28 protein-coding genes and 1 other RNA gene are annotated in these 25925 nt (G+C 61.1%); 16 read left to right on the top strand and 13 right to left on the bottom strand.

The features are described from left to right. The 7 genes from INS80_RS13475 to gatC all read right to left on the bottom strand — a co-directional run bounded on the left by INS80_RS13475 (position 1) and on the right by gatC (position 4703). Positions 1 to 240, bottom strand: coding sequence for a hypothetical protein (locus INS80_RS13475; RefSeq protein ID WP_192966126.1), 240 nt, complete (start codon positions 238 to 240; stop codon positions 1 to 3). Between the two features lie 416 nt (positions 241 to 656). Continuing rightward, positions 657 to 824, bottom strand: a complete 168-nt coding sequence (gene rpmG, locus INS80_RS13470) for a 50S ribosomal protein L33 (RefSeq protein WP_007814563.1) — start codon at positions 822 to 824, stop codon at positions 657 to 659. Positions 825 to 933: 109 nt separating this feature from the next. Then, positions 934 to 1346, bottom strand: an RNA gene (rnpB, locus tag INS80_RS13465) — RNase P RNA component class A. Between the two features lie 43 nt (positions 1347 to 1389). Beyond that, positions 1390 to 2088 carry an N-acetylmuramoyl-L-alanine amidase gene (locus INS80_RS13460; protein WP_192966125.1) on the bottom strand — a complete coding sequence of 233 codons (699 nt, stop codon included), beginning with the start codon at positions 2086 to 2088 and terminating at the stop codon, positions 1390 to 1392. Continuing rightward, entirely contained in the window at positions 2088 to 2873 is a 786-nt protein-coding gene (locus tag INS80_RS13455; protein ID WP_192966124.1) for a hypothetical protein, read from the bottom strand. Before INS80_RS13455 ends, INS80_RS13460 begins: the two co-directional genes overlap by 1 nt. A gap of 51 nt (positions 2874 to 2924) precedes the next feature. Beyond that, positions 2925 to 4412 carry an Asp-tRNA(Asn)/Glu-tRNA(Gln) amidotransferase subunit GatA gene (gene gatA / locus INS80_RS13450; protein WP_192966123.1) on the bottom strand — a complete coding sequence of 496 codons (1488 nt, stop codon included), beginning with the start codon at positions 4410 to 4412 and terminating at the stop codon, positions 2925 to 2927. A gap of 3 nt (positions 4413 to 4415) precedes the next feature. Next, positions 4416 to 4703 (bottom strand): Asp-tRNA(Asn)/Glu-tRNA(Gln) amidotransferase subunit GatC, encoded by a 288-nt coding sequence (gene gatC / locus INS80_RS13445; RefSeq protein WP_192966122.1) that lies wholly within the window; start codon positions 4701 to 4703, stop codon positions 4416 to 4418. 157 nt (positions 4704 to 4860) lie between these two features. Between gatC and INS80_RS13440 the strand changes: the two genes are divergently transcribed. Then, complete coding sequence (locus INS80_RS13440; protein ID WP_192966121.1) at positions 4861 to 5553, top strand: metal-dependent hydrolase; 693 nt, start codon at positions 4861 to 4863, stop codon at positions 5551 to 5553. Here INS80_RS13440 and INS80_RS13435 read toward each other — a convergent pair. From INS80_RS13435 to INS80_RS13425, 3 genes are read right to left on the bottom strand one after another with little or no spacing between them, the layout of a single operon-like run. Continuing rightward, positions 5550 to 6158, bottom strand: a complete 609-nt coding sequence (locus tag INS80_RS13435) for a DNA-3-methyladenine glycosylase I (protein ID WP_192966120.1) — start codon at positions 6156 to 6158, stop codon at positions 5550 to 5552. The two genes, INS80_RS13440 and INS80_RS13435, sit on opposite strands and share 4 nt — an antisense overlap. Further along, entirely contained in the window at positions 6151 to 7002 is an 852-nt protein-coding gene (locus INS80_RS13430; RefSeq protein ID WP_192966119.1) for an aminoglycoside phosphotransferase family protein, read from the bottom strand. Before INS80_RS13430 ends, INS80_RS13435 begins: the two co-directional genes overlap by 8 nt. Before the next feature lie 9 nt (positions 7003 to 7011). Continuing rightward, positions 7012 to 7461 (bottom strand): nucleoside deaminase, encoded by a 450-nt coding sequence (locus INS80_RS13425; RefSeq protein WP_192966118.1) that lies wholly within the window; start codon positions 7459 to 7461, stop codon positions 7012 to 7014. Positions 7462 to 7522: 61 nt separating this feature from the next. Here INS80_RS13425 and INS80_RS13420 point away from each other — a divergent pair, with 61 nt between their 5' ends. The 6 genes from INS80_RS13420 (at position 7523) to INS80_RS13395 (ending at position 14288) form a co-directional block, all read left to right on the top strand. Beyond that, the gene (locus tag INS80_RS13420; protein WP_192966117.1) at positions 7523 to 8596 is read left to right on the top strand and encodes a pseudouridine synthase; all 1074 of its coding nucleotides are present in this window, start codon (positions 7523 to 7525) and stop codon (positions 8594 to 8596) included. A gap of 166 nt (positions 8597 to 8762) precedes the next feature. Continuing rightward, positions 8763 to 9677, top strand: coding sequence for a 5-bromo-4-chloroindolyl phosphate hydrolysis family protein (locus INS80_RS13415; protein WP_192966116.1), 915 nt, complete (start codon positions 8763 to 8765; stop codon positions 9675 to 9677). 25 nt (positions 9678 to 9702) lie between these two features. Next, positions 9703 to 10893, top strand: coding sequence for a toxic anion resistance protein (locus tag INS80_RS13410; RefSeq protein ID WP_192966115.1), 1191 nt, complete (start codon positions 9703 to 9705; stop codon positions 10891 to 10893). 103 nt (positions 10894 to 10996) lie between these two features. Then, on the top strand, positions 10997 to 11872 hold the full coding sequence (locus INS80_RS13405; RefSeq protein ID WP_192967279.1) for a DUF2927 domain-containing protein: 876 nt from the start codon (positions 10997 to 10999) through the stop codon (positions 11870 to 11872). Between the two features lie 47 nt (positions 11873 to 11919). Beyond that, on the top strand, positions 11920 to 13083 hold the full coding sequence (locus INS80_RS13400; RefSeq protein ID WP_192966114.1) for an SPFH domain-containing protein: 1164 nt from the start codon (positions 11920 to 11922) through the stop codon (positions 13081 to 13083). Between the two features lie 47 nt (positions 13084 to 13130). Further along, a complete protein-coding gene (locus tag INS80_RS13395) occupies positions 13131 to 14288 on the top strand; it encodes a primosomal protein N' (replication factor Y) - superfamily II helicase (RefSeq protein WP_439650943.1) in 1158 nt (385 codons plus the stop codon). 72 nt (positions 14289 to 14360) lie between these two features. Here INS80_RS13395 and INS80_RS13390 read toward each other — a convergent pair whose 3' ends face one another. Continuing rightward, positions 14361 to 14780, bottom strand: a complete 420-nt coding sequence (locus tag INS80_RS13390; RefSeq protein ID WP_192966112.1) for an Hsp20/alpha crystallin family protein — start codon at positions 14778 to 14780, stop codon at positions 14361 to 14363. A gap of 136 nt (positions 14781 to 14916) precedes the next feature. Between INS80_RS13390 and INS80_RS13385 the strand changes: the two genes are divergently transcribed. The 9 genes from INS80_RS13385 (at position 14917) to INS80_RS13345 (ending at position 22944) form a co-directional block, all read left to right on the top strand. Further along, the gene (locus INS80_RS13385) at positions 14917 to 15597 is read left to right on the top strand and encodes a nitroreductase (protein ID WP_192966111.1); all 681 of its coding nucleotides are present in this window, start codon (positions 14917 to 14919) and stop codon (positions 15595 to 15597) included. A 30-nt stretch (positions 15598 to 15627) separates the two neighbouring features. Then, the gene (gene dtd / locus INS80_RS13380) at positions 15628 to 16074 is read left to right on the top strand and encodes a D-aminoacyl-tRNA deacylase (RefSeq protein WP_192966110.1); all 447 of its coding nucleotides are present in this window, start codon (positions 15628 to 15630) and stop codon (positions 16072 to 16074) included. Between the two features lie 40 nt (positions 16075 to 16114). Continuing rightward, positions 16115 to 16300, top strand: coding sequence for a hypothetical protein (locus tag INS80_RS13375; RefSeq protein WP_192966109.1), 186 nt, complete (start codon positions 16115 to 16117; stop codon positions 16298 to 16300). A gap of 89 nt (positions 16301 to 16389) precedes the next feature. Then, complete coding sequence (locus tag INS80_RS13370) at positions 16390 to 17973, top strand: ABC transporter substrate-binding protein (RefSeq protein ID WP_192966108.1); 1584 nt, start codon at positions 16390 to 16392, stop codon at positions 17971 to 17973. Between the two features lies 1 nt (position 17974). Continuing rightward, positions 17975 to 18934, top strand: coding sequence for an ABC transporter permease (locus INS80_RS13365; protein ID WP_192966107.1), 960 nt, complete (start codon positions 17975 to 17977; stop codon positions 18932 to 18934). Further along, positions 18931 to 19746 (top strand): ABC transporter permease, encoded by an 816-nt coding sequence (locus INS80_RS13360; RefSeq protein ID WP_192966106.1) that lies wholly within the window; start codon positions 18931 to 18933, stop codon positions 19744 to 19746. The genes INS80_RS13365 and INS80_RS13360 overlap by 4 nt, the downstream gene beginning before the upstream one ends. Further along, entirely contained in the window at positions 19743 to 21380 is a 1638-nt protein-coding gene (locus tag INS80_RS13355; RefSeq protein WP_192966105.1) for an ABC transporter ATP-binding protein, read from the top strand. The genes INS80_RS13360 and INS80_RS13355 overlap by 4 nt, the downstream gene beginning before the upstream one ends. Positions 21381 to 21477: 97 nt before the next feature. Further along, positions 21478 to 22314 carry an alkaline phosphatase family protein gene (locus INS80_RS13350; RefSeq protein WP_192966104.1) on the top strand — a complete coding sequence of 279 codons (837 nt, stop codon included), beginning with the start codon at positions 21478 to 21480 and terminating at the stop codon, positions 22312 to 22314. A 63-nt stretch (positions 22315 to 22377) separates the two neighbouring features. Continuing rightward, on the top strand, positions 22378 to 22944 hold the full coding sequence (locus INS80_RS13345) for a DUF4453 domain-containing protein (protein ID WP_192966103.1): 567 nt from the start codon (positions 22378 to 22380) through the stop codon (positions 22942 to 22944). Positions 22945 to 22948: 4 nt separating this feature from the next. Here the strand turns inward: INS80_RS13345 and INS80_RS13340 are convergent, their stop codons facing one another. Beyond that, positions 22949 to 23875 carry an alpha/beta hydrolase gene (locus INS80_RS13340; protein ID WP_192966102.1) on the bottom strand — a complete coding sequence of 309 codons (927 nt, stop codon included), beginning with the start codon at positions 23873 to 23875 and terminating at the stop codon, positions 22949 to 22951. A 121-nt stretch (positions 23876 to 23996) separates the two neighbouring features. Further along, positions 23997 to 25904, bottom strand: coding sequence for an acyl-CoA synthetase (locus INS80_RS13335; RefSeq protein WP_192966101.1), 1908 nt, complete (start codon positions 25902 to 25904; stop codon positions 23997 to 23999). Positions 25905 to 25925: the final 21 nt, after the last annotated feature.

Below are 25925 nucleotides of genomic sequence, written 5' to 3'. Positions count from 1 at the left end.
TCAAGAGCAGCTCAGCCCGGTCGCCAGAGCCACAGTACCACGTTCGCTGCCAAGGACCCGCACGTCACCGGTTGCAATGCAGCCACTTTCCCGCGCCGCCAGTTCCTGAAAATCCGTTGGAGTGATGTCAGGCAGGCTGGAAATCACGCTACGCGGCGGCGTACTGAGAACAGCAAGCCCGCTAGAACCAGCGCGCACCACCGACAGCGAGAGCGACCGGCCCAAGACCTCGACCCTCATCTCCCGGTTCCCGGCCTGCTGCTCGGATGTAGGGGCCAATGGGACGCCAACAAGTGACAAGGGTCCGGAAACCACCGGAGACGGGACAGGCTCCACTCCGGCGACTGTAACGTCTGGCCCTGGTACGACTGCGAACATGAACGCCGCTGTTAACAAAACACGCATAATCACAAGAAAACCCACCTGGCTCTATTTACCCTCCTTAACAGCATAGCAACGAATTGGGGCGAAAAGGGGACTAACCTTTCGTACAGGTCGTCTATTCTAAGGTGCAATTTGTTCAAATTTGAAACGCAGCGCAGCGGCTTTGTTGGGCTATCGGGTTGCCCATAAGGCGTTGTCAGCTCTCTCTGGAACAACGAAAAAGGGCCACGCGCGCTGCGTGACCCTTTGAAAACCTTGTATGCCGGGTTGGCTTACTTGATTTTGCCTTCTTTGTACTCGACATGCTTGCGCACAACCGGGTCGTACTTCCGCACAACCATTTTTTCGGTCATGGTGCGTGCGTTTTTCTTGGTCACGTAGAAGTGGCCCGTGCCCGCGGTCGAGTTCAGGCGGATCTTGATGGTCGTCGGCTTCGCCATGGTGCTTCTCCTGCGTCCGAAAAGGCAGGGGGCCTCTCGGTAAATTCCTATATGAGCGTGCGCTTTTACCTGCACTGCCCCCCAAGTCAATAGGATTCGGGGGGATATTTTGCGCAGAAGGCCTGTAAGCCGGATTCTGTCCCGGGGCATAGCCCCATGGACGACCATTCATCTGCGATGCGCATTGCTGCGCACCTCTAGCTGCCAACCCGGCCCCTCTTGGCTAAAGCGTGCCTAGCGGCGGTTTCCCGTTGCCGGGACCTGCCCGCGCGGGGGCCCTATTTGGCATTGCTCCCGGTGGGGCTTGCCGTGCCACCCCTGTTGCCAGGGGTGCGGTGGGCTCTTACCCCACCGTTTCACCCTTACCGTGCCCTGATCCGTTGCCGGGGACGCGGCGGTTTCATTTCTGTGGCGCTTTCCGTCAGGTTGCCCTGCCCGGGCGTTACCCGGCACCGTTGCTTTAGGGAGTCCGGACTTTCCTCGCGGAAGGCAAGCCTTCTGCGCGGCCGTCCAGCCTTCTGCGCAGGCCTGCACCTATGCGTTCACCCGGGCGTGGTCAAGGGGTTCAGCCCCAGAGTTCCGCCTGCCCCAGCGGCGCAAAATCCTCGGCACAGAGCGGCCCCTTAGCCTGCGGTCGATAGCGCAGGCGCACGGCGGACAGCAGCGTCAGATCATCCACAGGCGCTGTGTAGCCAATGTCGCGCGCATAGGCCCGGAATCGCGCCGCGTCGAGCATCTCCGGCTCCATCAGACCATGGCCGCCCGCCCCCTCAGCCCCGTGCCGGGCAAGCCCCTGCCGCGCAAGCCGCGCCCAGTCAAAACGCGCGCCCGGATCGAACTTGCGATCTGGAGCCATGTCGGAATGGCCGATGACCCCATCGGGAGGAATGCTCCAGCGCTGCATTGTCCCGGCCAGAAGCTGCTCCAAGCGTGCCATCTGGGGCTCTGAAAACGGATGATCTCCGCCGTTGTCCAGCTCAATGCCAATGGAGCGAGAGTTGATATCCTGCTGTCCGCACCATTCCCCAGCCCCTGCGTGCCAAGCACGCTGGTCTTCCTCGACCATCTGCCAAAGCGTGCCATCGCGCCCGATCAGGTAATGGGCCGAGACTTCGGCCGTCGGATCGCACAGGCGCTCCAGCGCGGCCTTGGCGCTTTGCATGGCCGTATAGTGCAGAACAACAAGACAGGGCGTCAGTTCATCTCGGCGCGCCGTGAAATTCGGGCTTGGGTGCCAGATGGCGTCATGCGCACGCGCAGCCATCACGAGCCGCTATTGAGAACCAGACGATACGGCGAGGGATCCCAGCCACAGGCATAACCGTCCCCGTCAGGGTCAAGCGCGTAGCGGTCCCGCTGAGGCCCGCCTGCATCGAGGAAAGCGATCTGAGCCAGCTCAGGCGACGCATAGCCCGCGCAGTTTCGCGCAGAGCGGGCCTTGAGATTGATGCCTGAACGACTGTAGATCCGATTACCCACCGGGTTCGACGTGCTGAGGGCGTACTGCACGATGTTTGGATCCCGCTGGCTCGGCGCGACACTGGGCAAAGCGGTGGGCGCTACCACCTGATACTGCGCGCGCTGACGCTTCAGGCGCTCGGCATCACTTTCGATGGTCTGCCGCGCCGATACCGCATCAAAGCTGTTCTCATCCGAAAGGCCCGGGTTACCAATCAACTGAGGCGCCGGATTGGACGGGCTGGCCTCAAGCGGCGCTTGTCCCGAATTGTTCTGGGCCGCACGCAAGGCAGCAGCGGTCTCGCGAGCGATGTCCTCATTGCTCGCGGTTTGAGCAAGCGTTCCTGCGCCGGTAACGGACCCGGCGCTACGCGGAGCCGCCTGCAGGTCACCGGAGGCCGGCAGCGGCTCACTTGCGATGCGCGCAGGCGGGATTAGCGCATCGCCATTGATCGTCGTCCCAATATCGGGGCGCGCTGCGAAGGGGTCATTGTCTATCCCAACCCCGGCGGCACTGTCCGGCACCGGAGGGGTGCAGGCTGCAAGGGCCAAAAGACTGCCGATGGCGGCGAGGGAGACGAAGACGCGCATCTGGATCACCTGTGTATGGTCAAACGGGTACTGCTTTTGTTTTGACCCGTTTTACCACCATTTGCCCGGCTTTGCCACAAAGCCTGCGGCCTGCTCCAGCGCGTAGGCGGTGTTCAGCAGATCGCCCTCTTCCCAGGGACGGCCAATAAGCTGCAGGCCCAGCGGCAACCCTTGTGCATCAAGACCGGCGGGAACCGAGATCCCCGGCAGGCCTGCCAGGTTCACGGTGACGGTGAAAACGTCGTTGAGATACATCTGCACCGGATCCGCATCGGTCATCTCCCCCAGACCAAAGGCCGCCGAGGGAGTTGCCGGGGTCAGGATCGCATCGACGCCGGTTGCGAAGACATCTTCGAAGTCCTTTTTGATCAGGGTACGTACCCGGCGCGCACGGTTGTAATAGGCGTCATAGAAGCCTGCCGACAGCACATAGGTGCCGACCATGACACGACGCTGCACCTCGTGACCGAAGCCTTCTGCGCGGGTTTTCTCGTACATCTCGGTGATGCCGTCGCCCTGCGCCAGCGTCGCACGGTGGCCGTAACGCACCCCGTCATAGCGCGCGAGGTTCGAAGACGCCTCTGCCGGGGCAATGACGTAATAGGCAGGCAGGGCATATTTGGTGTGCGGCAGCGAAATATCGACGATCTCGGCACCTGCGTCCTTCAGCATGGCTGTGCCATCGGCCCAGAGTTTTTCGATCTCGGCGGGCATGCCTTCCATACGGTATTCCTTCGGGATACCGATTTTCTTGCCCTTGATGTCACCGGTCAGCATCGCCTCGAAGTTCGGCACGGCCAGATCGGCGCTGGTGCTGTCCTTGGGGTCGTGTCCGGCCATGGCCTCAAGCATGATCGCGGCATCTCGCACCGATTTGGTCATCGGCCCGGCCTGATCCAGCGAAGAAGCGAAGGCAACAATGCCCCAGCGCGAGCAGCGTCCATAGGTGGGCTTGATACCCACGGTGCCGGTAAAGGCCGCGGGCTGGCGGATCGAGCCGCCGGTGTCGGTGCCGGTCGCCGCAAGGCAGAGGTCCGCCGCCACGGCAGAGGCCGAGCCGCCCGAAGATCCGCCCGGTGTGAGCTTGGTGTCCTCGCCCTCACGCCGCCAGGGGCTGACCGCATCGCCATAGGCGGACGTTTCGTTCGAGGAGCCCATGGCGAATTCGTCCATGTTCAGCTTGCCCAGCATGACCGAACCCGCATCCAGCAGTTTTTGCGACACGGTGCTTTCATACTCGGGCTTGAAGCCTTTCAGAATGTTCGACGCCGCCTGGCTGTCCACACCCTTGGTGCAGAAAAGATCCTTGATCCCCACCGGCAGGCCGCACATCGAAGGGGCATCGCCCGACTTGATACGTTCATCGGCCGCCTGGGCGCGCTCCAGCGCAATCTCGGGCGTCTTGTGCACGAAGGCATTAAGCGCATCGGCCGCGTCAATCGCCTTGAGGCAGGCTTCGGTCAGCTCGACAGATGTGGTGTCGCCCTTACGCAGCGCATCGCGTGCCTCGGCCAGGCCCAGTTTGTTCAACTCGCTCATGTCTTACTCCACCACCTTGGGGACCGCAAAGAAGCCCTCGCGGGCGTCGGGGGCGTTGGCCAGCACCTTGTCCTGCTGATTGCCGTCATTGACCACATCCTCGCGCCGCTTCAGGCGCTGCGGCGTGACCGAGGTCATCGGCTCGACCCCGTCCACATCCACTTCGTTCAGCTGTTCGATGAAGCCCAGAATGGTGTTGAACTCGTCCGCCAGGGCAGGCAGCGCGTCCTCTTCGACCTTGATCCGGGCCAGTTTGGCCACCTTGGCGGCTGTGCTTTGGTCAATCGACATGGAAACCCTCATCTCGTGTTACAGACGCGTTTACCGCCGCACCGTCCGCGCCGCAAGCCTGCGCCGCGCAATTCCCACGCCGGAGGCCGCGGGACAGTGGATTCCTGCAGGAGCGGTGCTAGAGTTTGCGCAAATCACAACAAAAGGGAGAGTCACCATGAAGATCATCTGGCTGGGCCACGGCAGTTTCCGTTTCGAGACCGAAGACAAGGTGCTGCTGCTGGACCCCTGGCTGACGGGCAACCCCAGCCTGCCCGAAAACCAGCACGATGCGGCCATCGCGGGCGCCACCCATATCATTCTGACCCATACCCATTTCGACCATGTGGTCGATGTGCTGCCGCTTGCCAAAAAGCTGAACATCCCGGTCGCAGGTCAGTACGATCTGATGGGCTTCTGGGGCGAAACCGAAGGGATCGAGACCATCGGCTTCAACAAGGGCGGTACGGTGGATCTGGGCGGCGTGAAACTGCCGATGGTGCCCGCCTCGCACAGCTCGACCTTCTCCACCCCCGAAGGCCTGCGCACCGGCGGATCGGAAGTGGGCTATGTGCTGCAGGCCGAGGGCAAGACCGTCTACATCAGCGGTGACACTGCGATCATGGCCGACATGGACTGGATCGGGGATTACTTCAAACCTGATGTGGGCATCCTGTGCGCAGGCGGTCATTTCACCATGGACATGAAACAGGCGGCCTATGCGGCCAAGCGCTATTTCAACTTCAAGACCGTGATCCCTTGCCACTACAAGACCTTCCCACTGTTGGAGCAATCGGCGGAAGATCTGGTTGCAGGCCTGCCCGATGTGGACGTGATCGAACCCGAAGTAATGACGGCGATCGAGATCTAAACCGGTTTCGTGAACGCCGACCGCGCGCGGTCGGCCTTTTCCCGGCAATAGCAGCCCGTCGCATGGTCATTGATCAGCCCCATCGCCTGCATGAAGGCAAAGACGGTGGTGGGGCCGACGAATTTCCAGCCGCGTTTCTTCAGCGCTTTTGACAATGCGATGGACTCGGAGCTTGTCGATTGCGTCTGCGGCTCGGGCAGGTTTTCCGGGTCCGGCTCATAGCTCCAGAAAAAGGCCGCCAAGGATCCGAATTCCTCGACCAGCTCCTGCGCGCGGCGGGCGTTGTTGATCACCGCTCCAATCTTGCCGCGGTGACGGATGATACTGGCATCCTTCAACAAGCGCTCCACATCCGCATCGGTGAAGGCAGCGACCCGGTCCCAGTCAAAGCCACAAAAGGCCGCGCGGAAGTTCTCCCGCTTGACCAGGATGGTGCGCCAGCTGAGACCCGACTGGAAGCTTTCAAGGCAGATCTTTTCAAACAGCCGGATGTCGTCGCCAACCGGATAGCCCCATTCCGTGTCGTGATAGGCATCAAACTCGGGCGCAGAGGCGCTCCAGGCGCAGCGGGTACGGCCATCTTCTCCGGTCACGATCTTATTCATCGACATTCTCCGCACAGGATAAAAGGTTGGCCAGCAGCGGCAGTTCAGGATCATGGGACAATCGCCCCTTGCTGCGCCAAGCGATCGACAGCGCGCACTTGGCAGCCGCCCATTGCAGCAGGCGCAGGCGATCAACCCCAAAGCCCGCCGACCACAGAGCCGCCAGCGCCAGGATGCGCCCTGGGTCGCAGATCCGTTCTTCGCAGCCCTTGGGAAGGCGAAAGGCATTGGCCAGCTCATAGCTGCGCTCTCCGACCAACCCCTTGGCATCAAAGGCACAATAGCCCCGCGCAGCCTTGCGGATATTGTCGTGATGCAGATCTCCATGCAGCGGGCGCTGATCCACCTGAGAGGACAGCAATTCCTGCGCCATCGACCGTGCCTTGGCCATCGCTGCGCGCAGCTGCGGTTCACAGTCGTCCGCCAGTCTCAAATCGAACAGCGCAGCGAACCGCTCCATGAGCAAGGGGTATCCCTCGGTCGGCTGAGCCGCCCCCCGATGCAGCCCCGAGGCAACGCCAAGAAGCTCTTGCGCCGCTGGCATGTCATGCCCTGCGCGCGCGGTATCCCCCAAGGACGGGCCTTCAAGCCATTCGATCAGGGCCGCATCCGGCCGGGTGGCATAGACCCGCGCGGCGTGATCCGGGGGAGCCGCCGCAAGGAACCTGAAGCCCTGCGCCTCGCTGCCCATGCCCCGCGGCCCATAGACCTTCAGGACCGCGCGGTGGCCATCGGCGCGCGTCACGGTCCAAAGGTTTGCGATTGCGGTCTGCGCCAGGGACGCCGGTTCTGACAGGGCAAAATGCGCCAACAGGTCTGCGCTCGGCATCTCGAGGCCGGTCATTGACGCCCCCTAGCGTTTAGCACTGAAGAAGTCCTTGAGCATTGACGCGCACTCCCCTTCGGCAATCCCCTCATAGACCTCTGGCGCATGGTGCGCCTGGGGATGGGAGAAGACACAGGCCCCATGAGCGACCCCGCCCGATTTGGGGTCGGAGGCGCCGTAATACACCCGTGCAATCCGCGCCGCTGCAATTGCCGCCGCGCACATGGCGCAAGGTTCAAGCGTCACATAAAGGTCAAAGCCCGCGAGCCGTTCCGAGCCGCGCGCAGCGCAGGCCGCCCGGATCGCCAGGATTTCGGCATGGGCAGTTGGGTCCGACAATTCGCGAGTGCGGTTACCGGCCCGCGCCGCCACTGTGCCATCCGGCGCAATCAGCGCAGCTCCGACCGGGACCTCCCCGCGGGCGGCAGCAGCGCGCGCTTCTTCCAGGGCGATGGACATATGAGAGCGAAAGACCATACCCCTCCCTGCCGCAGAATGTGCGCTTTCGCAAGGCGCCGGAATGCTCTATGGCAAAGGGATGAGCAAGACACCCGCATCCCCCAAACGCCCCTCTCGCCCCAAGGCACCAGCCAGCAAGGCTGCCCATTCATCGCAGCGCGCCGACAAGGACAACGAAACCACGCCCGATGGCGACCGGATCGCCAAGGTGCTATCGCGCGCGGGCGTTGCCTCGCGGCGTGAAGCCGAGCGGATGATTTCGGAAGGGCGGGTCGCGGTAAACGGCAAGGTGATCGACAGCCCTGCGTTGAACGTGACCAACAGGGACCGCATACTGGTGGACGGCCAGCCCCTGCCCGAAGCCGAGGCGCCGCGGCTATGGCTCTATCACAAACCGGCGGGCCTTGTGACCACCACCAGCGATGAGCTCGGCCGCAAGACCATCTTTGACGAGCTGCCCGAAGACCTGCCGCGGGTTATGACCGTGGGGCGGCTTGACCTAAATTCCGAGGGGCTGCTCTTGCTGACGAACGACGGCGGTATCAAGCGCAAGCTGGAGCTGCCCTCGACCGGCTGGCTGCGCCGCTACCGGGTCCGTATCAAGGGTCGCCCGCAGGAAAGCGATTTCGAACCGCTGCGCAAAGGCCTTGTAATCGAAGGCCAGAAATTCCAGCCGATGATCGTGTCTCTGGACCGCCAGCAAGGTGCCAATGCATGGCTAACCGTTGGCCTGCGCGAGGGAAAGAACCGCGAAATCCGCCGCGCCATGGAGGATATCGGCTTTTCCGTGAACCGCCTGTTGCGCCTTTCCTATGGACCCTTCCAACTGGGCGCCTTGAGACCGGGAGAGGTCGAGGAGTTGCGCCCGCGGGTAATCCGCGACCAGCTAGGCCTCGAACCAGTGGAGAAAGAAGACTCGTCTGGACGCAAACTCACCCGTGGCGCCCGCCCAGGCCGCAAACATTCTGGAAAAGCGCCGCCCCCCTATCGCGGTGAAGAGCCGTCACGCGGCAAACCAGGCCCAAAAACAGGGGCGCGCGCATCAAAACCAGCTCAGAGAGAGAAGAATACGATAGGAAAAAAACCCCGTCCCGACGCAAATGACCGGTCCCGCGCCGCAAAAGGGCCTATCGGCAAGAATCCCCGGCGCTGAGCCATCTGAAACAGACTTCCCCCTAGTAAGCGGGCGTCCCATCTCTTAGGTTTCAAGCATGAACACTTAAACCCAGGGGGAGCCCGCGTGCAGAAAGTCGCCTTTGCAGCACTGATGATCCTGATGTTCGGTCTGAGCACTGGCTGGATCGTGGGAGCCTGAGCGGATGGCTCAAAGGTACGGCGGAAAATTCAGCCCAAACGGAAGCGCGGATCAAGCCAGCGCCGTATCCGATATCGAGACGGGCGAAAAAAGCGGCTCCTTTCGCAATGCCAAGGTAGATCCGGTTGGCGCGCGCGCCAACACGATGTTCGTCCCCGGCGGTGTCTTACTGATGATGTCGTTGAATGACGGTGCAACAGGCTTGGCCCTCGGCGGGATTGCTGCCGCGCTCTGGACCGGTGGGGCCTTCTTGTTGCGCGAGGGGCTGCGCGCGGAGGCGGCCTTTGCGGCCCGAAAGGTTGCCCGCAAGCCCGCCTTGCCACGAAAGATCCTGGCTTCCATCCTGACCGGCGCCGGGGCGGCGCTGGCGGCCTGGAAGGCAGAGCCTGGGATCATGATTGCCGCCATCTATGGCCTTGCCGCCACGGGCCTTCATCTTGCAGCCTTTGGCATTGATCCATTGCAGGACAAGGGGGTGGAAGGCGTCGATGATTTTCAGCAAAGCCGGGTCGCACGCGCTGTGGATGAGGCCGAAGCTTACCTTGACGCCATGCGCGACGCCGCACTGCGTGCGCAGGACCGGGATCTAGAGGCCCGTGTGGAACGTTTTCAGTCGGTTGCCCGCGAAATGTTCCGCACAATCGAGGAAGACCCCCGCGATCTGACCGGCGCGCGCAAATACCTGACCGTCTATCTGCAGGGCGCGCGCGATGCGACTGTCAAATTTGCTGACATTTTTTCCCGAAGCCGAGATACACAGGCCCGCAAGGATTACCTTGCTCTGCTGGAAGATCTGGAAAAGAATTTCGCTGCCCGAACCAAAAAGATGCTGCTCGAAGACCGCAGCGATCTTACCATTGAAATAGATGTGTTGCGGGAGCGCCTGCAGCGCGAAGGGGTCCAGCTGGACCGCAACTGACACTTCGACTTAAGGAACGCCATTGATGTCCGAGACCGTTCAAAAGAAAGCCCTTGAGGCAGAGGCCCTCGTCACCGAAGTGACAGCCGTGGAACTGCCTGCCCCGGCAGGCAATATCCAGCCTCTTGCCGGCGCAGATGCCGCCACCAGCGAAGCAATCCAGCAGCGCATTGGCGAAATCGACATGAAGGACAGCAACTCGATCATCGGCTTCGGATCTCGTGCACAAGGAGAATTGCAGACGATCAGCCAGGCGATGCTAGCCGATGTCCGCAACAAGGATGTCGGACCTGCCGGGGACTCCTTACGCGATATCGTCACAACTATTCGAGGCTTTTCGGTGTCCGAATTGGACGTGCGCCGCAAACCGACTTTCTGGGAACGGCTTTTGGGCCGCGCTGCGCCTTTTGCCAAGTTCACCGCCCGCTATGAGACCATTCAGGCGCAGATCGACAAGATAACCGATGACTTGCTCGGCCACGAGCATACCCTGTTGAAGGACATCAAGTCTCTCGACCTGCTCTATGAAAAGACGCTGGATTTCTATGACGAACTGGCGCTTTACATAGCAGCCGGTGAGGCAAAACTGGCGGATCTGGACGCGAACGACATTCCCGCCCTTGAGGCAGCAGTGCAGGCCGCAGCCGAAGAAGACAAGGTGATCCGGGCGCAGGAGCTGCGCGATATGCGGGCCGCGCGGGACGATCTGGAACGCCGGGTGCATGACCTCAAGCTGACGCGCCAGGTAACCATGCAGTCGCTACCCTCGATCCGGCTGGTGCAGGAAAACGACAAATCCTTGGTAACCAAGATCAACTCGACCCTCGTCAACACAGTGCCCCTGTGGGAGACACAACTGGCGCAGGCGGTCACCATACAGCGCTCAGCTGAGGCCGCTGCAGCGGTGCGGGACGCCAACGATCTGACCAATGAGCTTCTCACTTCAAACGCCGCCAACCTGCGCGAAAGCAACAAGATGATCCGCCAGGAAATGGAACGCGGTGTCTTTGACATCGAGGCCGTAAAACAGGCCAACGCGGATCTGATCGGCACCATCCAGGAAAGCTTGCAGATCGCCGATGAAGGCAAGGCCAAGCGCGCAGCTGCCGAGGAGGACCTCAAGAAAATGGAGGCCGATCTGCGTGACACGCTGGCCGCAGCCAAGGCACGGCGCGATGGCACCGGGGACAACGCGGGCACGGCCGTTCCCTCCTGAGGCGATGGCAGAGCTGGCATCAAATAACGGCGGCTTGCGGACAGGGCCAAGGGGTTTGCGACGGGCCGCAAGCCTCTTGGTATTGGGTATTGGCCTTTCCACCATGGGCTGCATGCCTGCGGGACGCGGCGAGTCTCTGGTGCCCCAACCGCGCCCCGCCTCCCTCGCTGTTCCAGTTGCACCATCGGCTGCCAGCGCAGAGCTGCGCCAGTATTACCGTGTTCTGCAGCAAGATCTTCTGACGCGGGGCCTGCTGCGTACAGATGGCGGCGGGCCGGACACGCCCTACGACGCGGAAGATCTGGCGACGAATTTCGAGGCTATCTCGTTTTTCAACGAATACGCCGGACGCGGAGGCGGCGCGACCGGCGGCCTTTCTCGCTGGTCCGGCCCCGTACGCATTCAAGCCGAGTTCGGCCCCTCGGTGCCACAGCGCCAGCGCCGTGTGGATGATGACCGAGTGGCCAGCTTCGCGGCAAGGCTGGGCCGGATCACCAAACATCCCATTTCCGCCGTGCAAAGACGTGGAAACTTTCACGTAATTTTCGCAGGCAAGGACGACAGTGCCTTTGTTGCTGAACGCGTGCGCGCGCTGCTCCCCAATATCAGCCAGAGCGACTTCCAGCTTTTCGTGGATCCGCCCCGCACGCACTATTGTTTCGTACTGGCCGGCGGCGCGCAAAGCAGCCCGTTCGACTATATCCGCGGCGTCGCCCTGATACGCGCCGAACACCCGGACCTGGTCCGCCACAGCTGCATTCACGAGGAAATCGCCCAAGGTTTGGGCCTTTTGAACGACAGCCCCAGAGCGCGCCCGTCGATATTCAACGACGATGACGAATTTGCCTTTCTCACCAGCCATGACGAAAAGCTACTGCAGATGCTTTACGATCCACGCCTGACCACGGGAATGAGTGCCGAAGAAGCCCGCCCGATCACCCGTATCATTGCCCGCGAACTGATGGGGCAGCCCCTGTGACACTGGCAGCGCGCGCCCTTGAACACGACAAGAAGAGGACCTGACAGATGGGTATTTTCGACTTCCTAACCGGAGAGTTCATCGATGTCATCCACTGGGTGGACGATACCCGCGACACCATGGTCTGGCGCTTTGAGCGAGAGGGCCATGAGATCAAATATGGTGCCAAGCTGACGGTGCGCGAAGGACAGGCGGCGGTCTTTGTCCACGAGGGCCAACTGGCGGATGTCTTCACCCCCGGTCTTTATATGCTTGAGACCAACAACATGCCGGTGATGACGACGCTGCAGCACTGGGACCATGGGTTTCAATCGCCCTTCAAGTCCGAGATTTATTTCGTCAGCACCACGCGCTTCAATGATCTGAAGTGGGGCACCAAGAACCCGATCATCTGCCGCGACCCGGAATTCGGGCCGGTGCGCCTGCGCGCCTTTGGCAGCTATTCGGTACGCGTGGTGGATCCGGCGCGTTTCCTGACCGAGATTGTCGGTACCGATGGTGAATTCACCATGGATGAGATCAGCTTTCAGATCCGCAACATCATCGTGCAGGAGTTCAGCCGGGTGGTGGCAGGTTCAGGGATTCCGGTGCTGGACATGGCGGCCAATACTGCAGATCTCGGCAAGCTGGTCGCTGCAGAAATCTCGGCCACGGTGGCGGAGTACGGGCTGTCGATCCCCGAACTCTATATCGAGAATATTTCCCTGCCGCCCGCTGTGGAACAGGCCATGGACCGGCGCACCCAGATGGGCATTGTCGGAGATCTGGGCCGCTACACGCAATTTGCAGCCGCCGAGGCGATGGACGCCGCCGCGCGAACGCCCAACAGCGGCATGGGCGCGGGTCTTGGTATGGGTATGGGCATTGCGATGGCCCAGCAAGTGGCGCAGGGCGCAGCGGGTCCAGCCGCAGGCCCATGGGGCGCCCGCCCCGCGCCCGCTGCTGCGCAGGCCCAGCCCCAGGCCGCACCGGTCGCTCCGCCGCCACCGCCGGTGGAACATGTCTGGCATATTGCCGAGAACGGGCAGACGACAGGCCCCTTCTCGAAAGCACGTCTTGGCCGCATGGCGCAGGAGGGGCAGCTCAAACGCGAAACCTATGTCTGGACCCCCGGTCAGGACGGCTGGCAGCGCGCAGGGGACGTGGCCGAGCTGGCGCAGTTGTTCACCATCCTGCCTCCTCCTCCTCCGCCGCCTGCTCCTGGTGCCTGAACCACTTCTGGTTTTCTGTCCAAACACAAGCCTTGTGAGAAACGCACGTGTCCTCGCCGCCACCGCCGCCCACTGCGCCCCGAACCGCATCAGAGTCCGCTCCTGTGACGGATCGGGCCAGAGCTCCCAGCGAAACGCACCGTTTTCCGTGCGAGCAATGCGGCGCCGACTATCGCTTTGATCCGCAAAGCGGCACGCTGTGCTGTAGTCACTGCGGGCATGAAGAAAAGATAGCCGCTGGCCCCTGGCGTGGTGGCGCGCTGCGCGAGATGGATTTTCTTGCAGCATTGGATCGGCAGCTCCCAGAAGCTGACATGGAGACCACCCGCGTCTCCAAGTGTCCGAACTGCGCCGCCGAGGTGGAGTTCGACCCAAGCAACCACGCCCGCGAATGCCCGTTCTGTGCAACGCCCGTGGTCACCGATACGGGCGAGAGCCGCCATATCAAACCAAAGGGCGTTCTGCCTTTTGCCATGGATGAGCGCAGCGCCCACAAGGCCATGACCGACTGGCTGGGCCGCCTCTGGTTCGCTCCGAATGGCCTCAGGGAATACGCACGCAAGGGCCGCCGGATGGAGGGGATCTACGTTCCATACTGGACCTATGATGCCGATACCCGCAGCGCCTATCGGGGGGAGCGCGGAACCGTCTATTATGTCACCGAAACCGTGATGATCGACGGCAAGCCCACAGCGAGACAGGTGGCGAAAGTACGCTGGCTCCCGGTATCAGGTCGTGTGAAGCGCTTTTTTGACGATGTACTGGTGCTGGCCTCCAAAAGTCTGCCCAAGCGCTATACCGATGCGCTGGAGCCTTGGGACCTGTCGGCCCTTGAGCCCTATCAACCGCAATACTTGGCAGGCTTTCGGGCCGAAGCCTATGCGGTTTCTCTGCAGGACGGTTTTGGCGAGGCACGAGAGCGCATGGACCGGGTCATTGAACGTGACGTGCGCTTTGACATCGGCGGCGATCGTCAGCGCATTGCGCATATCGACACCGAGGTCTCGGACGTCACGTTCAAGCACGTCCTGCTGCCAGTCTGGCTGGCTGCATACAAGTACCGGGGCAAGACGTACCGGTTTGTGGTGAACGGTCAGTCCGGCCGCGTGCAGGGAGAGCGCCCCTACTCCGCCTGGAAAATTGCGGGCGCGGTGGCCGTGGCACTGATCCTTGTCGGCGTGGCCGTTTACGTAGGAAATCAATAGGTACAACCGCCGCTGGGAAGGGACAAAGCCGCGCCATTGCGCGGCTTTAGATCCGCACGTTCAAGCGGCGGATCAGCCCTTCGTGATCTCGATCTTCTTTGCGGTCTCAGGCTTTTCGAGCGCCTTCTTTGGCACGCTGATGTGCAACACGCCATCCTCCATTCGCGCGCTGGCCGCAGCCCCGTCCGCATCCTCGGGCAACCGGAATGCACGGCGGAACGCACCATACTGGCGCTCGCTGAAATACCAGGTGTCACCCTTCCTCTCAGATGAGGTCTTTTTCTCGCCGCTGATGGTCAGAACGCCATTGTCCACCGAAAGCTCCACATCGTCATCGGTGACGCCCGGCAGCTCCATCGTGATGTCATAGGCCTTGTCGCCGGACGATGCTTCGGTTGCCGGATGCAGCCAATCCGCAACTCGTGCGCCTAGAGCGCGAAAGGGATCATAGAGCGAAGGCCAGAAACCGCTATGCTCGGTCTTTTCCACCATGAATCATCCTCCTGATTGAGACGCATACAGCCTAGCACAACCCAGTGCCGATCCCCTTGATCCATCTCAAATCATCTCTTGCGGGCCGTGATCCCCATGGCCATTGTGGCGCCGCGCAACCGGAGGAGAGCCAAGAATGACCACACTGCCTGACCTTGCGGCGCTCGATGCCCTGTTCACGGCCCGGCACAGCTGCCGCGCCTTTCGCCCCGAGACGGTGGAGCGCACCGTGATTGAGCAGATCCTGTGCACGGCGCAGCGGGTGCCCTCGTGGTGCAACGCCCAGCCGTGGAAAGTGACGATCACCAGCGGCGCCGAAACAGACCGGCTGCGCAAGGCCCTGACAGAGGCCGCCATGGCCGGTGGCCACGCCCCGGATCTGCCCTTTCCCGATGGCTATTCGGGTGAATACAAGGCGCGCCGCCGCGAATGCGGATGGGCGCTTTATGAGGCCGTGGGCGTGGAGAAAGGCGACCGCGCCGGATCTGCCCGCCAGATGATGGAAAACTTCAACCTGTTCGGCGCGCCCCATTGTGCGATCCTGTCCTCTCCGAAAGAGCTTGGATCCTATGGCGCGATGGATTGCGGCGGCTTTGTCTCCGCCTTTACAATTGCGGCGCAGGCGGCCGGGGTCGCAAGCATCGCTCAGGCTGCCGTTGCCTCATTCGCGCCCATGCTGCATGAGATGCTGGAGATCCCCGAGGACCGTCTGATCCTCTGTGCGATCAGCTTTGGCTATGCAGACAAGGACCACCCAGCCAATGGCTTCCGCACAAGTCGCGCAGGGTTGGAGGAATTCGCCGACTGGCGCAGCTAACGATCATCTCAAGAAACGAAGGACAGCCCCATGCGAGCCCTCATTCAGCGCGTCAGCGACGCCTCTGTCACAGTTGACGGCGAGATCATCGGAGAGATCGGCGACGGCCTGTTGGTGCTTGTTTGCGCAATGGACGGTGACGGAGTGGCCGAGGCCGACCGGCTGGCCGCCAAGATCGCCAAACTGCGCATCTTTCAGGATGAGGCGGGCAAGATGAACCGCTCGGTCAAAGACATCGGCGGCGCGGTGCTGGCTGTCAGCCAGTTCACCCTGGCCGCCGATACACAGCGCGGCAACCGGCCCGGTTTTTCTGCGGCCTCGGACCCTGACACCGGATCGCGGCTCTACGACCATTTCTGCGCGGCTTTGGCAACCCAGGACCTGCCGGTTGAGCGGGGTCGTTTTGGTGCGGACATGAAGGTGCGTCTTTTGAATGACGGACCGGTCACGATCTGGATGGATACCGCTGACTGGTAGTGGCTGCGATTCTCATCTCCTAGCCATTTAATGACCACACATGGCTGAAGGTCGCCTGAAAAACGCAACGGAACAAAAACGGCATACATCTGTCGCTTTTGATCACTTTTTCTCAGCCACCGGTTTTCTTTCACAAAAATGCGGCATATCACTGCGAAAAGGCGACCTGCTGACCGCACCAATGCCCCTCGACGGAATTGGATCATCGCAGCGGCACAGGGATTAAAGCTTGCGAGGCCGCTGCAAATGCGCAAATCTTGAATAGCCAATCAAGAAAAAGCTGCGCAAAGCGGTACATTCAACTGGGAGAAATCGATGAAAGACCAACTGCATTTCATGGCCCGTCAGGCCGCCAAAGGCATGATGAGCCGCCGCGAGTTCATGGGCCGCGCCGCCGCGCTGGGCCTCACGGCTGCAGCTGCAAACGCGCTGCTGTCCACTGAAGTGATGGCGGCAGGCCCTCAAAAAGGTGGCACCATCCGCGTCGGCCTGCAGGGCGGCAGCACCACAGACAGCCTGGATCCGGCGCTGGCAACCAACCAGGTAGCGCTGTCGGTCATCCGTCTCTGGGGTGAATCGCTGGTCGAGCTTGCCGACGATGGCGGCATCCAGGGCAAGGTTGCGGAAAGCTTCTCTGCTTCGGCCGACGCCCGCGTCTGGACCTTCAAGATCCGCCAGGGCATCACCTTCTCCAACGGGAAACCCGTCACCGCCGAAGACGTGGTGCAGACGATGGACCGGCACTCGGGCGAGGATACCAAGTCCGGCGCTCTCGGAATCATGCGCGGCATCAAGAATGTCACTGGCGAAGGTGACACCGTCACAATCGAGCTGGACACCCCCAACGCCGACCTGCCCTATCTGCTGGCAGACTACCACCTGGCGATCCAGCCCGGCGGCGGCAAGGATGATCCGTCGGCGGCCATTGGCACCGGCCCCTATGTGCTGAAAGAAGCCGACATGGGCGTGCGGTTCGTCGCCGAGAAAAACCCCAACTACTGGGGCGATCTGGGCAATGCCGAGACCATCGAATACATCGTAATCAACGACAACACCGCACGTGTTGCCGCGCTTCAGTCCGGTCAGGTCGACATGATCGACCGCGTGCCGCCGCGTACCGCGAAACTGGTGGGCCGCGCACCGGGCATCAACCTGCACACCACCAGCGGCCCCGGCCACTATGTGTTCATCATGCATTGCGACACCGATCCCTTTGCAAACAACGATGTGCGCATGGCGCTGAAATACGGCATCAACCGTCAGGAAATGGTCGACAAGATCCTGAACGGCTTTGGCTCGGTCGGTAACGACACCCCGATCAACGCCTCCTACCCGCTCTATACCGAGTTCGAGCAGCGCGAATATGACCCGGACAAGGCCATGTTCCACCTCAAGAAATCCGGCTATGACGGCGAGATCCTGCTGCGCACCTCGGACAACTCCTTCCCGGGTGCACCGGATGCGGCGGCGCTGTTCCAGCAGTCCTGCGCTGGCGCAGGAATCAAGCTGAACGTCAAGCGTGAGCCGAACGACGGCTACTGGTCCGAGGTCTGGAACAAGCAGCCCTTCTGTACCAGCTACTGGGGCGGCCGTCCCACCCAGGACCAGATGTTCACCACGGCCTACCTGTCCTCGGCGGACTGGAACGACACCCGCTTCAACAACGAGCAGTTCGACCAGCTGTTGCTGGCGGCGCGGGCCGAGCTGGATACCGGCAAGCGCACCCAGATGTATGCGGACATGTCCACCATTCTGCGTGACGAAGGCGGCCTGATCTGCCCGATGTTCAACGATTTTGTCGATGCAACATCGGACCGCCTGGCGGGCTGGGTCAACGATGCTAAAGGCTTTGCCCTGATGAACTCCTACGCACCGCACAGAATGTGGGTGAAGGCATAAGATGCCCCTCATTGTGAAACTGTTGGTCCAGCGCATTGCGCTGGGCCTATTACTCTTGCTGCTTGTTTCCGCGCTAATCTTTGCGGGAACCATCATCCTTCCGGGCGATGTGGCGCAGTCCATTCTGGGACAATCCGCAACCCCGGAGGCGCTGGCGAACCTGAGGGCCGAACTCGGCCTGAATGAACCTGCCCTGCAACGGTATTTTTCCTGGCTGGGCGGATTGATGCAGGGGGATCTGGGTACGGCCCTGACCTCGGGACGGGATATTGGCGAGAGTATCGCACAACGTCTGTCCAATACGCTGTTTCTGGCCTTCTGGGCGGCAATTGTCGCCGTGCCGATGGCCATTTTCCTCGGTCTTCTGGCGGTACGATATCGCGAGCGCTGGCCCGACAAGTTGATCTCCGGCGTCACGCTGGCTTCGATCTCCATCCCCGAGTTTCTGATCGGCTATGTGCTGATGTTCTTTTTTGGCGTGAAAATGGGCTGGTTCTACCCGACCGCCGCAGCCTTCCGCCCAGACGCGCCGCTTTTGGACAAGCTGGACGCCATTGCCCTGCCGGTCGCCACGCTGACCCTGGTTGTCCTCGCGCATATGATGCGCATGACGCGCGCTGCGATCCTCAACGTGATGCAGTCGGCCTATATCGAAACAGCCGAGCTGAAGGGCCTAAACACCTTTCAGGTAATCTATCGTCACGCCTTTCCGAACGCCATTGCGCCAATCGTAAACGTCGTGATGCTGAACCTTGCCTATCTGGTGGTGGGCGTCGTGGTGATCGAAGTGGTCTTTGTCTATCCCGGCATGGGACAATACCTGGTCGATAGCGTTTCCAAGCGGGACGTTCCTGTCGTGCAGGCCTGCGGTATCATCTTTGCCGCCGTCTATATCGGCCTCAACATGATCGCCGATATCGTCGCCATCCTTTCCAACCCGAGACTGAGGCACCCGAAATGAGAATTCCTGTTGCTGCAGCCATTGGGATGTTCTTCACAGCGCTGTATTTCCTTGCGGCGATCTTTGCTCCGCTACTGGCGCCCTATGGCTATGATGAAGTCGTCAGCTCCGGCTTTTGGGATCCGCCAAGCGCCGAGTTCCTTCTGGGCACCGACGGCATTGGCCGCGATCTGCTGTCGCGGATGATCTATGGCGGGCAGACCACGATCTTTGTGGCCACTGCTGCGACCATCCTGTCCTTTTCAACCGGATCCGTGCTGGGCTTTCTTGCCGCCGTGGCCGGAGGATGGGTCGACCAGCTGTTGTCGCGCTTTGTGGACCTTTTGATGTCGATCCCCTCGCTGATTTTTGCCCTTGTGGTGCTGTCGGTGATGCCAGTGACCCTGCCGGTGCTGATCCTTGTGATGGGCTTGCTCGATTCCACGCGCGTCTTCCGCCTGTCGCGCGCCGTGGCTGTGGATATCGAGGTGATGGACTATGTCGAAGCCGCGCGTCTGCGCGGTGAGAAAACCGCCTGGATCATCTTCCGCGAAATCCTGCCCAATGCCCTGTCGCCGCTGGTGGCCGAAATGGGCCTGCGCTTCATCTTCATGGTTCTGTTCGTTTCCACCCTGTCCTTCCTCGGCCTTGGCATTCAGCCTCCGCAGGCGGACTGGGGCGGCATCGTGAAGGAAAACGCCGAAGGCATCGTCTATGGCGCTCCGGCAGCGCTGATGCCGGCCTTTGCCATCGCCACGCTCGCCATCTCGGTGAACCTGGTGGCGGACTGGATCCTGAACCGAACCACCTCGCTGAAAGGAGGCCGCGGATGAGCGATCCCCTCGTAAAAGTCCGTGATCTCAAGATCGGCGCGACGGTCTACCCACCCGGCGAAAAGCCCCATGACATCGAAATCGTGCACGGCGTCAGCTTTGATCTGGAAAAGGGCAAGGTGCTTGGCCTGATCGGTGAATCCGGCGCCGGGAAATCCACCATTGGTCTTGCCTCCATGGCCTATGGCCGGGGCGGCGTAAAGATCACCGGCGGTGAAGTCTGGATCAACGGGCGAGACATCCTGAAAAGCTCTTTCAAGGATATTCGCGCCCTGCGTGGCGGTGAGGTCACTTACGTGTCGCAATCCGCCGCGGCCTCGTTCAATCCGGCCAAGAAGATCATGGAGCAGGTCACCGAGGCCGCGATCGAGCAGGGCAAGTTTTCCAAGAAGGACGCCGAGGCGCGCGCGCGCGCCCTCTTTGCCAAGCTTGGCCTGCCCGATCCCGACAACATTGGAGAGCGCTACCCGCACCAGGTCTCGGGCGGGCAGCTGCAGCGCTGCATGACGGCGTTGGCCCTGTGCCCCGAACCCGATCTTGTCGTCTTTGATGAGCCCACGACGGCGCTGGATGTGACCACGCAGATCGACGTACTGAAGGCGATCAAGGAAGCGATCCGCGACACTGGCGTGGCGGCACTCTACATCACCCACGATCTGGCCGTTGTGGCGCAGGTCAGCGATGACATCATGGTACTGCGTCACGGCGACATGGTGGAATATGGCGATGTAAACCAGATCATCAACGCGCCGCAGGAAGACTACACCAAGGCGCTGGTCTCGGTCCGTTCGATCGAACATGAAGAAAAAGCACCCTCGGGCGAGCCGGTGCTCAGCGTCCGCAACATCACCGCGCGCTACAAGGGCACCAAGTTCGACGTGTTGCACAATGTGAACGCGAACCTCTACCCCGGTCAGACGCTGGCTGTTGTGGGGGAGTCCGGTTCCGGCAAATCCACCCTCGCCCGTGTCATCACAGGCCTTCTGCCGCCGCGTGAGGGAGAGATCGAATTTGCAGGCCGCGTGTTGTCGCCCGATCTGCCCAGCCGCAGCCGCGATGATCTGCGCGAATTGCAGATGATCTACCAGATGGCCGATGTGGCGATGAACCCGCGCCAGACGGTCGGCACCATCATCGGACGCCCGCTGGAGTTCTACTTTGGCATGAAGGGCGCCGAAAAGCGCAAGCGGATCATCGAGCTTCTGGACGAGATCGAACTGGGCGAAGACTTCATCGACCGCTATCCGGCCGAGCTGTCGGGCGGTCAGAAACAGCGCGTCTGCATCGCGCGCGCGCTGGCGGCAAAGCCCAAGATGATCATCTGCGACGAGGTGACCTCGGCGCTCGACCCGCTGGTGGCGGACGGTATTCTGAAACTGCTGCTCAACCTCCAGAAGATCGAAAACGTTGCCTACCTGTTCATCACCCACGATCTGGCAACGGTCCGGGCGATCTCGGACAATATCGCCGTTATGTACCAGGGCCGCGTGCAGCGTTATGGCAGCAAGTCCGAAGTGCTGTCGCCACCCTTTGATGACTACACTGATCTCTTGCTTGGCTCGGTCCCGGAAATGAGGCTTGGCTGGCTGGAAGAGGTCATCGCCAACCGCAGGATGGAAAGTGCGGGCAACTGACCCTGTCCGGCCGATCTCAAGACACCTTACGGGCCCGCATCCGTCGCGGGCCTGTTTCCTTTCTCCGATAGATCCTCACGTGCAAGGATAGATGAACATGGACCGCAAACTCCTTCTGATTATTCTGGACGGCGTGCCCTGGCGCAATTTCCGCCGTCTGTTCGGTAACCTTGAAGGCTGGGTAGACAGCGGCGATGCCCGTGTCTGGAAGCAGCGGGCAGTACTGCCCTCGATCTCGGCCAGTTGCTATGCCTCGATCCACACCGGTGTTGCCCCGGCCGAGCATGGCTGCACCGGCAACGGAAATGTCTTTCGCCTGTCGCACAAGGACGTCTTCAGCCAAGTCCGCGCAGGCGGCGGTGTGACGGGCGCTGTGGCGCACAGCTTCTGGTCCGAGTTCTTCAACCGCCATCCCTTCGACTACGTGCGCGACATCGAATATGATGAGCCGGACAGCGAGACGATCAACCACGGCCGTTTTCACACCATGACCGGCTATGGGCTGATCAACCAGATGACCCCTTCTGATGTCGATCTTTTTGGCACGCTTACCAACCTGGCCCACCGCTTTGGCCTCAACTACGCCATGCTGCATACCTGCACGCTCGACAGCATGGGGCACCGGTTCTTTCACGACTGCCAAGAGATGGACCATGCCTGCGCGGTGATGGACGAGATGCTGGCCCCCTTCATCCCGCGCTGGCGCAAGATGGGGTACGAGGTGATCGTCACAGCCGATCACGGTCAGGATGAACGCGGCCATCACGGAGGGCGCAGCCCCCTGCAACAGGAAACCGCGCTTTACTATTTTGGCGATGCTGAGGGGCCAGCCGAGGATACTGTTATCGATCAGTTGCAGCTTGCGCCGACAATCCTGTCTCGCCTTGGCGCCCCGGTTGCGGAGACCATGAAGGCCAAACCGTTTCTGACGTAACCCTTCTGCAACCAAAGGCAGTGAAGTTTGGGCTGCGCGGTCCCATCACGAAAGGAACATCCTGTGAAACGCCTGCTCTCTGCCCTCGCCCTGCTGGCCAGCCCTGCGGCGGCAAGCGACTACTGCCACGAGCTGTGGTACACACGGAACGCAATCATGCACCAGGCAGGCTACTGCTTTGGCTCGGTACTGGGACAGGCCGTCTTTGGCACCGGGCCCTGCATCGGCAAATCCGTCACCCTCAGCCCCGAGGACAACCAGACCGTTGCGCGACTGCGCGCGGCGGAAAAGGAACTATCCTGCCGGGTGAACACTAAGCAGCCGCACCTTGAACTCGATGACCTCTTTGTGCGCAGGCAGCTGTGGGATGTTCCGATCCCTGACGATGGCGAAAGCGCCTGCATCGGTTGGATGGGGCCAGAGGTCATCCTGCACGCCGGACAAGGCGCCGACACGCCAGTCGTAGGTTCGATCCTGCCGGGACAAACCGTATCATACGGGCATTGGCCGGGCGCCGGTTGGACCTATGTTACGGTCTCTCCAGGCCAGGGTGACTGGCGCACCATTAGCGTTGGCTGGATGAACTACGAACGCATCGGAGAGGTGCCTTGCCAGCAGTACGCGGGATGACCGTTCAATCGTAGGGCCAGACCTCTTGGCCAAGCGCCTCGATCGCTACTGAAATCCTCTCAAAACTATCGCGCGCACGCTGAACCGAATGGCGGGCGCGCAGGTAGCCATGTACCAGACCCTCTTCGTTTATCCAATGGGCGCTGCCGCCTGCGGCAAGGATCCGATCCCGGTAGATGCGGCTGTCATCGCGCACCGGGTCGCAATCGGCGGTGACCAGAACGGTCGGCGGAAGGTCAGAGAAGTCGCTGTCATGCAGCGGTGCGAAAGTGGGATCTCCCTTGGGCAAGATTCCCCCTTCGCAGCGGATACGTTGATAAAACAGAATCTCGTCTCGGGTCAGCATCGGTGCGTCGGCATGCTCAACATAGGATCCGGCGTCCACATCACCGCCAAAGGCGCCATAGATCAGAACCTGGCCCAACAGGCGGTCCGTTTTCCCGCGTGCGTGATGCGCCACGGCCGCACAAAGGTTCGCACCCGCGCTGTCACCCGCCAGGACAACGCCACCGTCAAACTGCGCAAGGATCCACTCAAAGGCTGCCCAGGCGTCTTCGAACATGGCCGGGTGCAAATGCTCGGGTGCCAGGCGGTAGTCGACCGCAACGACCCGGTAGCCGGTCTGTGCGCAAATCTCAGCACAGACATCATCATGGCTTTCAAGGCCCCCAACCACGAACCCACCGCCGTGACAGAACATCACGCTACGCGTCGGATGACCTGCCTGATAGATGCGAACCGGCACACCTGCGGCCTCACGGTCCGTGCAGGCGACGATATCCGGGCGCGGCGCGCGGAAACTCTCGGCCATGGCATCATAGATCGCACGCTGCTCGGCAATGGACCGCTCGGCCGTATCCGCCGGGAAGCAGGCTGCGGTCTTTTGGATGAAGTCCCAGGTTTCCGCATCGATCAGCATTTCATAGTCCATGACAAGGACGCCTCCGGTAGTTCTTTGTGCAAAGCCTAGGACACGAGGTCGCGGAAAGGGAATGCCAAAAATAGCACAAAGCGCCCGTTTGGGGCGCTTTGCATGTTCATACTGTCATTTTTCAGGCTGCTGTCTGTGCCGCCGGAAGATGCTCCCAGGGACGGGTGAAACCGCCAAGAACCTGACCGATTTCTACGTCGCTGGAGCCATTGGCCGCAACCTGAGCCACCAACCCACGTTTCTTATCGTCGATCACCGCCTCCACGCGGGCAGGCAGGCCCGCTTTCAAAAGCGCCTCATTGTAGATGCGCGTAATGGCGTTCTTGCGCAGGTCCGGCTTGAAAACCTTTCCAACCGCGGTCTTCGGTAGTTCGTCCAGAACGGTCATGTGTTTCGGGATCGCGGCACGTTCGTGGATGTGGACCTTGCAGTAGTCCATCAGTTCTTCTGCGGTTACGCTCGCCCCGTCGACCAGTTCGACAAAGGCGCAAGGCACTTCGCCCGCGTGCAGGTCCGGCTGGCCGATCGCCCCTGCAAAGGCAACGGCATCATGGCCTAGCAGGGCCTCTTCGATTTCGGCAGGGTCGATGTTGTGACCACCGCGAATGATCAGGTCCTTAGCCCGCCCGGTGATCCAGACATAGCCATCGCCGTCAATACGGCCCAGATCCCCAGTGCGCAGGTAGCTGTCGTGGAAATAGAGCTCGGTGTTCTTCTCGGCCTCAGTGTAGGTGTTGCCCGCATAAACGCCGGGGTTTGAGACGCAGATCTCACCCACCTCGTCGATGCCGCATTCCGCCAGACCATCGGCAGTGGATTTGATGATCTTCACATCCGTGTAAGGGAAGGGAATGCCGATCGAGCCGATCTTTTTCTCCCCGTCCACCGGATTACAGGACACAAGGCAGGTCGCCTCAGTCAACCCGTAGCCTTCGACGATATTGACGCCGGTCGCCTTTTCAAAGCGACGGAACAGCTCCACCGGCAGCGGAGCAGAGCCGGAGAAGGCTGTCTTCACGGTCGAGATATCCGCATCAACCGGCCTCTGCATCTTGGCGGAAATCGCCGTGGGCACGGTGATGATGAAAGAGATCTTCCAGCGCTCGATCAACTTCCAGAAATTGTCGAACACACCGTCTCCGCGATAGCCCTGCGGCGTGGGGAAGACCACATGTGCGCCCGACGCCACCGCCGCCATGACGATGACATGGCAGGCAAAAACGTGGAATAGCGGCAGAGGACACATGATGTTGTCCTCTTCAGTGAATAGCAGGCTGTGGCCGATCCAGCCGTTGTAGATCATGCCGGAATAGCGATGCTGCGCAACCTTGGGCATCCCGGTGGTGCCGCCAGTGTGGAAGTAGCAGGCGACCCTGTCTTCGGTGCTGTCGGCAAAGGTCAGCGTGGTGGGCTGCTTGCGCAGCTCCTTCGTGAAGCTCTTGTAATCGGCATGAGCCAGCTGCGCCTTGTTCTCCAGCTTGGGCCGCACCAATGGCACGATCCAGGATTTGGGGGGCGTCAGATAGCGGTTCAGATCCACCTCGAGGATGGTCGTCACATGGGGCGCATGGCGCGCCGCCTCGGCCACTTTCTGTGCCACATCCGTCTTCGGGAAAGGCTTCAGGGTTACCACCACCTTGGCATTCGTTTCACGCAGGATCGACGCGATCTGCTCAGGCTCCAGAAGCGGGTTGATCGGATTGACGATACCAGCCACGGCACCGCCCAGCATGGTCACCAGCGTCTCGGTACAGTTGGGAAGCACATAGGCCACGACGTCTTTCTCGCCGATGCCGAGCTCACGGAACATGTTTGCCGCCTGGGTCACCTGATCTTTCAACTGACTCCAGGTCAGGGTCTCAGCCTTGTCGTTGGGCCCAGAAAAAATCTGATAGCTAGTGGCATTGTGGTTCGGGAACTTACCGGCCGTGCGCGACAGCAGCCCATAAAGGGTTGTGGGCAGATCCCGCTCTGCCCACGGCATTTCATTTTCAACCGCCTTGGTGTCTTCCAACGTGGCAAACGGCATTGATGTCCTCCCCTGCCCCCT

Origin of the sequence: Phycobacter azelaicus, assembly GCF_014884385.1 — a bacterium.
Lineage (GTDB): Bacteria > Pseudomonadota > Alphaproteobacteria > Rhodobacterales > Rhodobacteraceae > Phycobacter > Phycobacter azelaicus.
This window is presented reverse-complemented; position numbering and strand designations above follow the sequence as displayed.

Bases quoted from the DNA above. Each gene is read 5' to 3' on its own strand.
- INS80_RS13475 (WP_192966126.1), bottom strand. From the start codon at position 240: ATGAGGGTCGAGGTCTTGGGCCGGTCGCTCTCGCTGTCGGTGGTGCGC.
- rpmG (WP_007814563.1), bottom strand. From the start codon at position 824: ATGGCGAAGCCGACGACCATCAAGATCCGCCTGAACTCGACCGCGGGC.
- INS80_RS13460 (WP_192966125.1), bottom strand. From the start codon at position 2,088: ATGGCTGCGCGTGCGCATGACGCCATCTGGCACCCAAGCCCGAATTTC.
- INS80_RS13455 (WP_192966124.1), bottom strand. From the start codon at position 2,873: ATGCGCGTCTTCGTCTCCCTCGCCGCCATCGGCAGTCTTTTGGCCCTT.
- gatA (WP_192966123.1), bottom strand. From the start codon at position 4,412: ATGAGCGAGTTGAACAAACTGGGCCTGGCCGAGGCACGCGATGCGCTG.
- gatC (WP_192966122.1), bottom strand. From the start codon at position 4,703: ATGTCGATTGACCAAAGCACAGCCGCCAAGGTGGCCAAACTGGCCCGG.
- INS80_RS13440 (WP_192966121.1), top strand. From the start codon at position 4,861: ATGAAGATCATCTGGCTGGGCCACGGCAGTTTCCGTTTCGAGACCGAA.
- INS80_RS13435 (WP_192966120.1), bottom strand. From the start codon at position 6,158: ATGAATAAGATCGTGACCGGAGAAGATGGCCGTACCCGCTGCGCCTGG.
- INS80_RS13430 (WP_192966119.1), bottom strand. From the start codon at position 7,002: ATGACCGGCCTCGAGATGCCGAGCGCAGACCTGTTGGCGCATTTTGCC.
- INS80_RS13425 (WP_192966118.1), bottom strand. From the start codon at position 7,461: ATGGTCTTTCGCTCTCATATGTCCATCGCCCTGGAAGAAGCGCGCGCT.
- INS80_RS13420 (WP_192966117.1), top strand. From the start codon at position 7,523: ATGAGCAAGACACCCGCATCCCCCAAACGCCCCTCTCGCCCCAAGGCA.
- INS80_RS13415 (WP_192966116.1), top strand. From the start codon at position 8,763: ATGGCTCAAAGGTACGGCGGAAAATTCAGCCCAAACGGAAGCGCGGAT.
- INS80_RS13410 (WP_192966115.1), top strand. From the start codon at position 9,703: ATGTCCGAGACCGTTCAAAAGAAAGCCCTTGAGGCAGAGGCCCTCGTC.
- INS80_RS13405 (WP_192967279.1), top strand. From the start codon at position 10,997: ATGGGCTGCATGCCTGCGGGACGCGGCGAGTCTCTGGTGCCCCAACCG.
- INS80_RS13400 (WP_192966114.1), top strand. From the start codon at position 11,920: ATGGGTATTTTCGACTTCCTAACCGGAGAGTTCATCGATGTCATCCAC.
- INS80_RS13390 (WP_192966112.1), bottom strand. From the start codon at position 14,780: ATGGTGGAAAAGACCGAGCATAGCGGTTTCTGGCCTTCGCTCTATGAT.
- INS80_RS13385 (WP_192966111.1), top strand. From the start codon at position 14,917: ATGACCACACTGCCTGACCTTGCGGCGCTCGATGCCCTGTTCACGGCC.
- dtd (WP_192966110.1), top strand. From the start codon at position 15,628: ATGCGAGCCCTCATTCAGCGCGTCAGCGACGCCTCTGTCACAGTTGAC.
- INS80_RS13375 (WP_192966109.1), top strand. From the start codon at position 16,115: ATGGCTGAAGGTCGCCTGAAAAACGCAACGGAACAAAAACGGCATACA.
- INS80_RS13370 (WP_192966108.1), top strand. From the start codon at position 16,390: ATGAAAGACCAACTGCATTTCATGGCCCGTCAGGCCGCCAAAGGCATG.
- INS80_RS13365 (WP_192966107.1), top strand. From the start codon at position 17,975: ATGCCCCTCATTGTGAAACTGTTGGTCCAGCGCATTGCGCTGGGCCTA.
- INS80_RS13360 (WP_192966106.1), top strand. From the start codon at position 18,931: ATGAGAATTCCTGTTGCTGCAGCCATTGGGATGTTCTTCACAGCGCTG.
- INS80_RS13355 (WP_192966105.1), top strand. From the start codon at position 19,743: ATGAGCGATCCCCTCGTAAAAGTCCGTGATCTCAAGATCGGCGCGACG.
- INS80_RS13350 (WP_192966104.1), top strand. From the start codon at position 21,478: ATGGACCGCAAACTCCTTCTGATTATTCTGGACGGCGTGCCCTGGCGC.
- INS80_RS13340 (WP_192966102.1), bottom strand. From the start codon at position 23,875: ATGGACTATGAAATGCTGATCGATGCGGAAACCTGGGACTTCATCCAA.
- INS80_RS13335 (WP_192966101.1), bottom strand. From the start codon at position 25,904: ATGCCGTTTGCCACGTTGGAAGACACCAAGGCGGTTGAAAATGAAATG.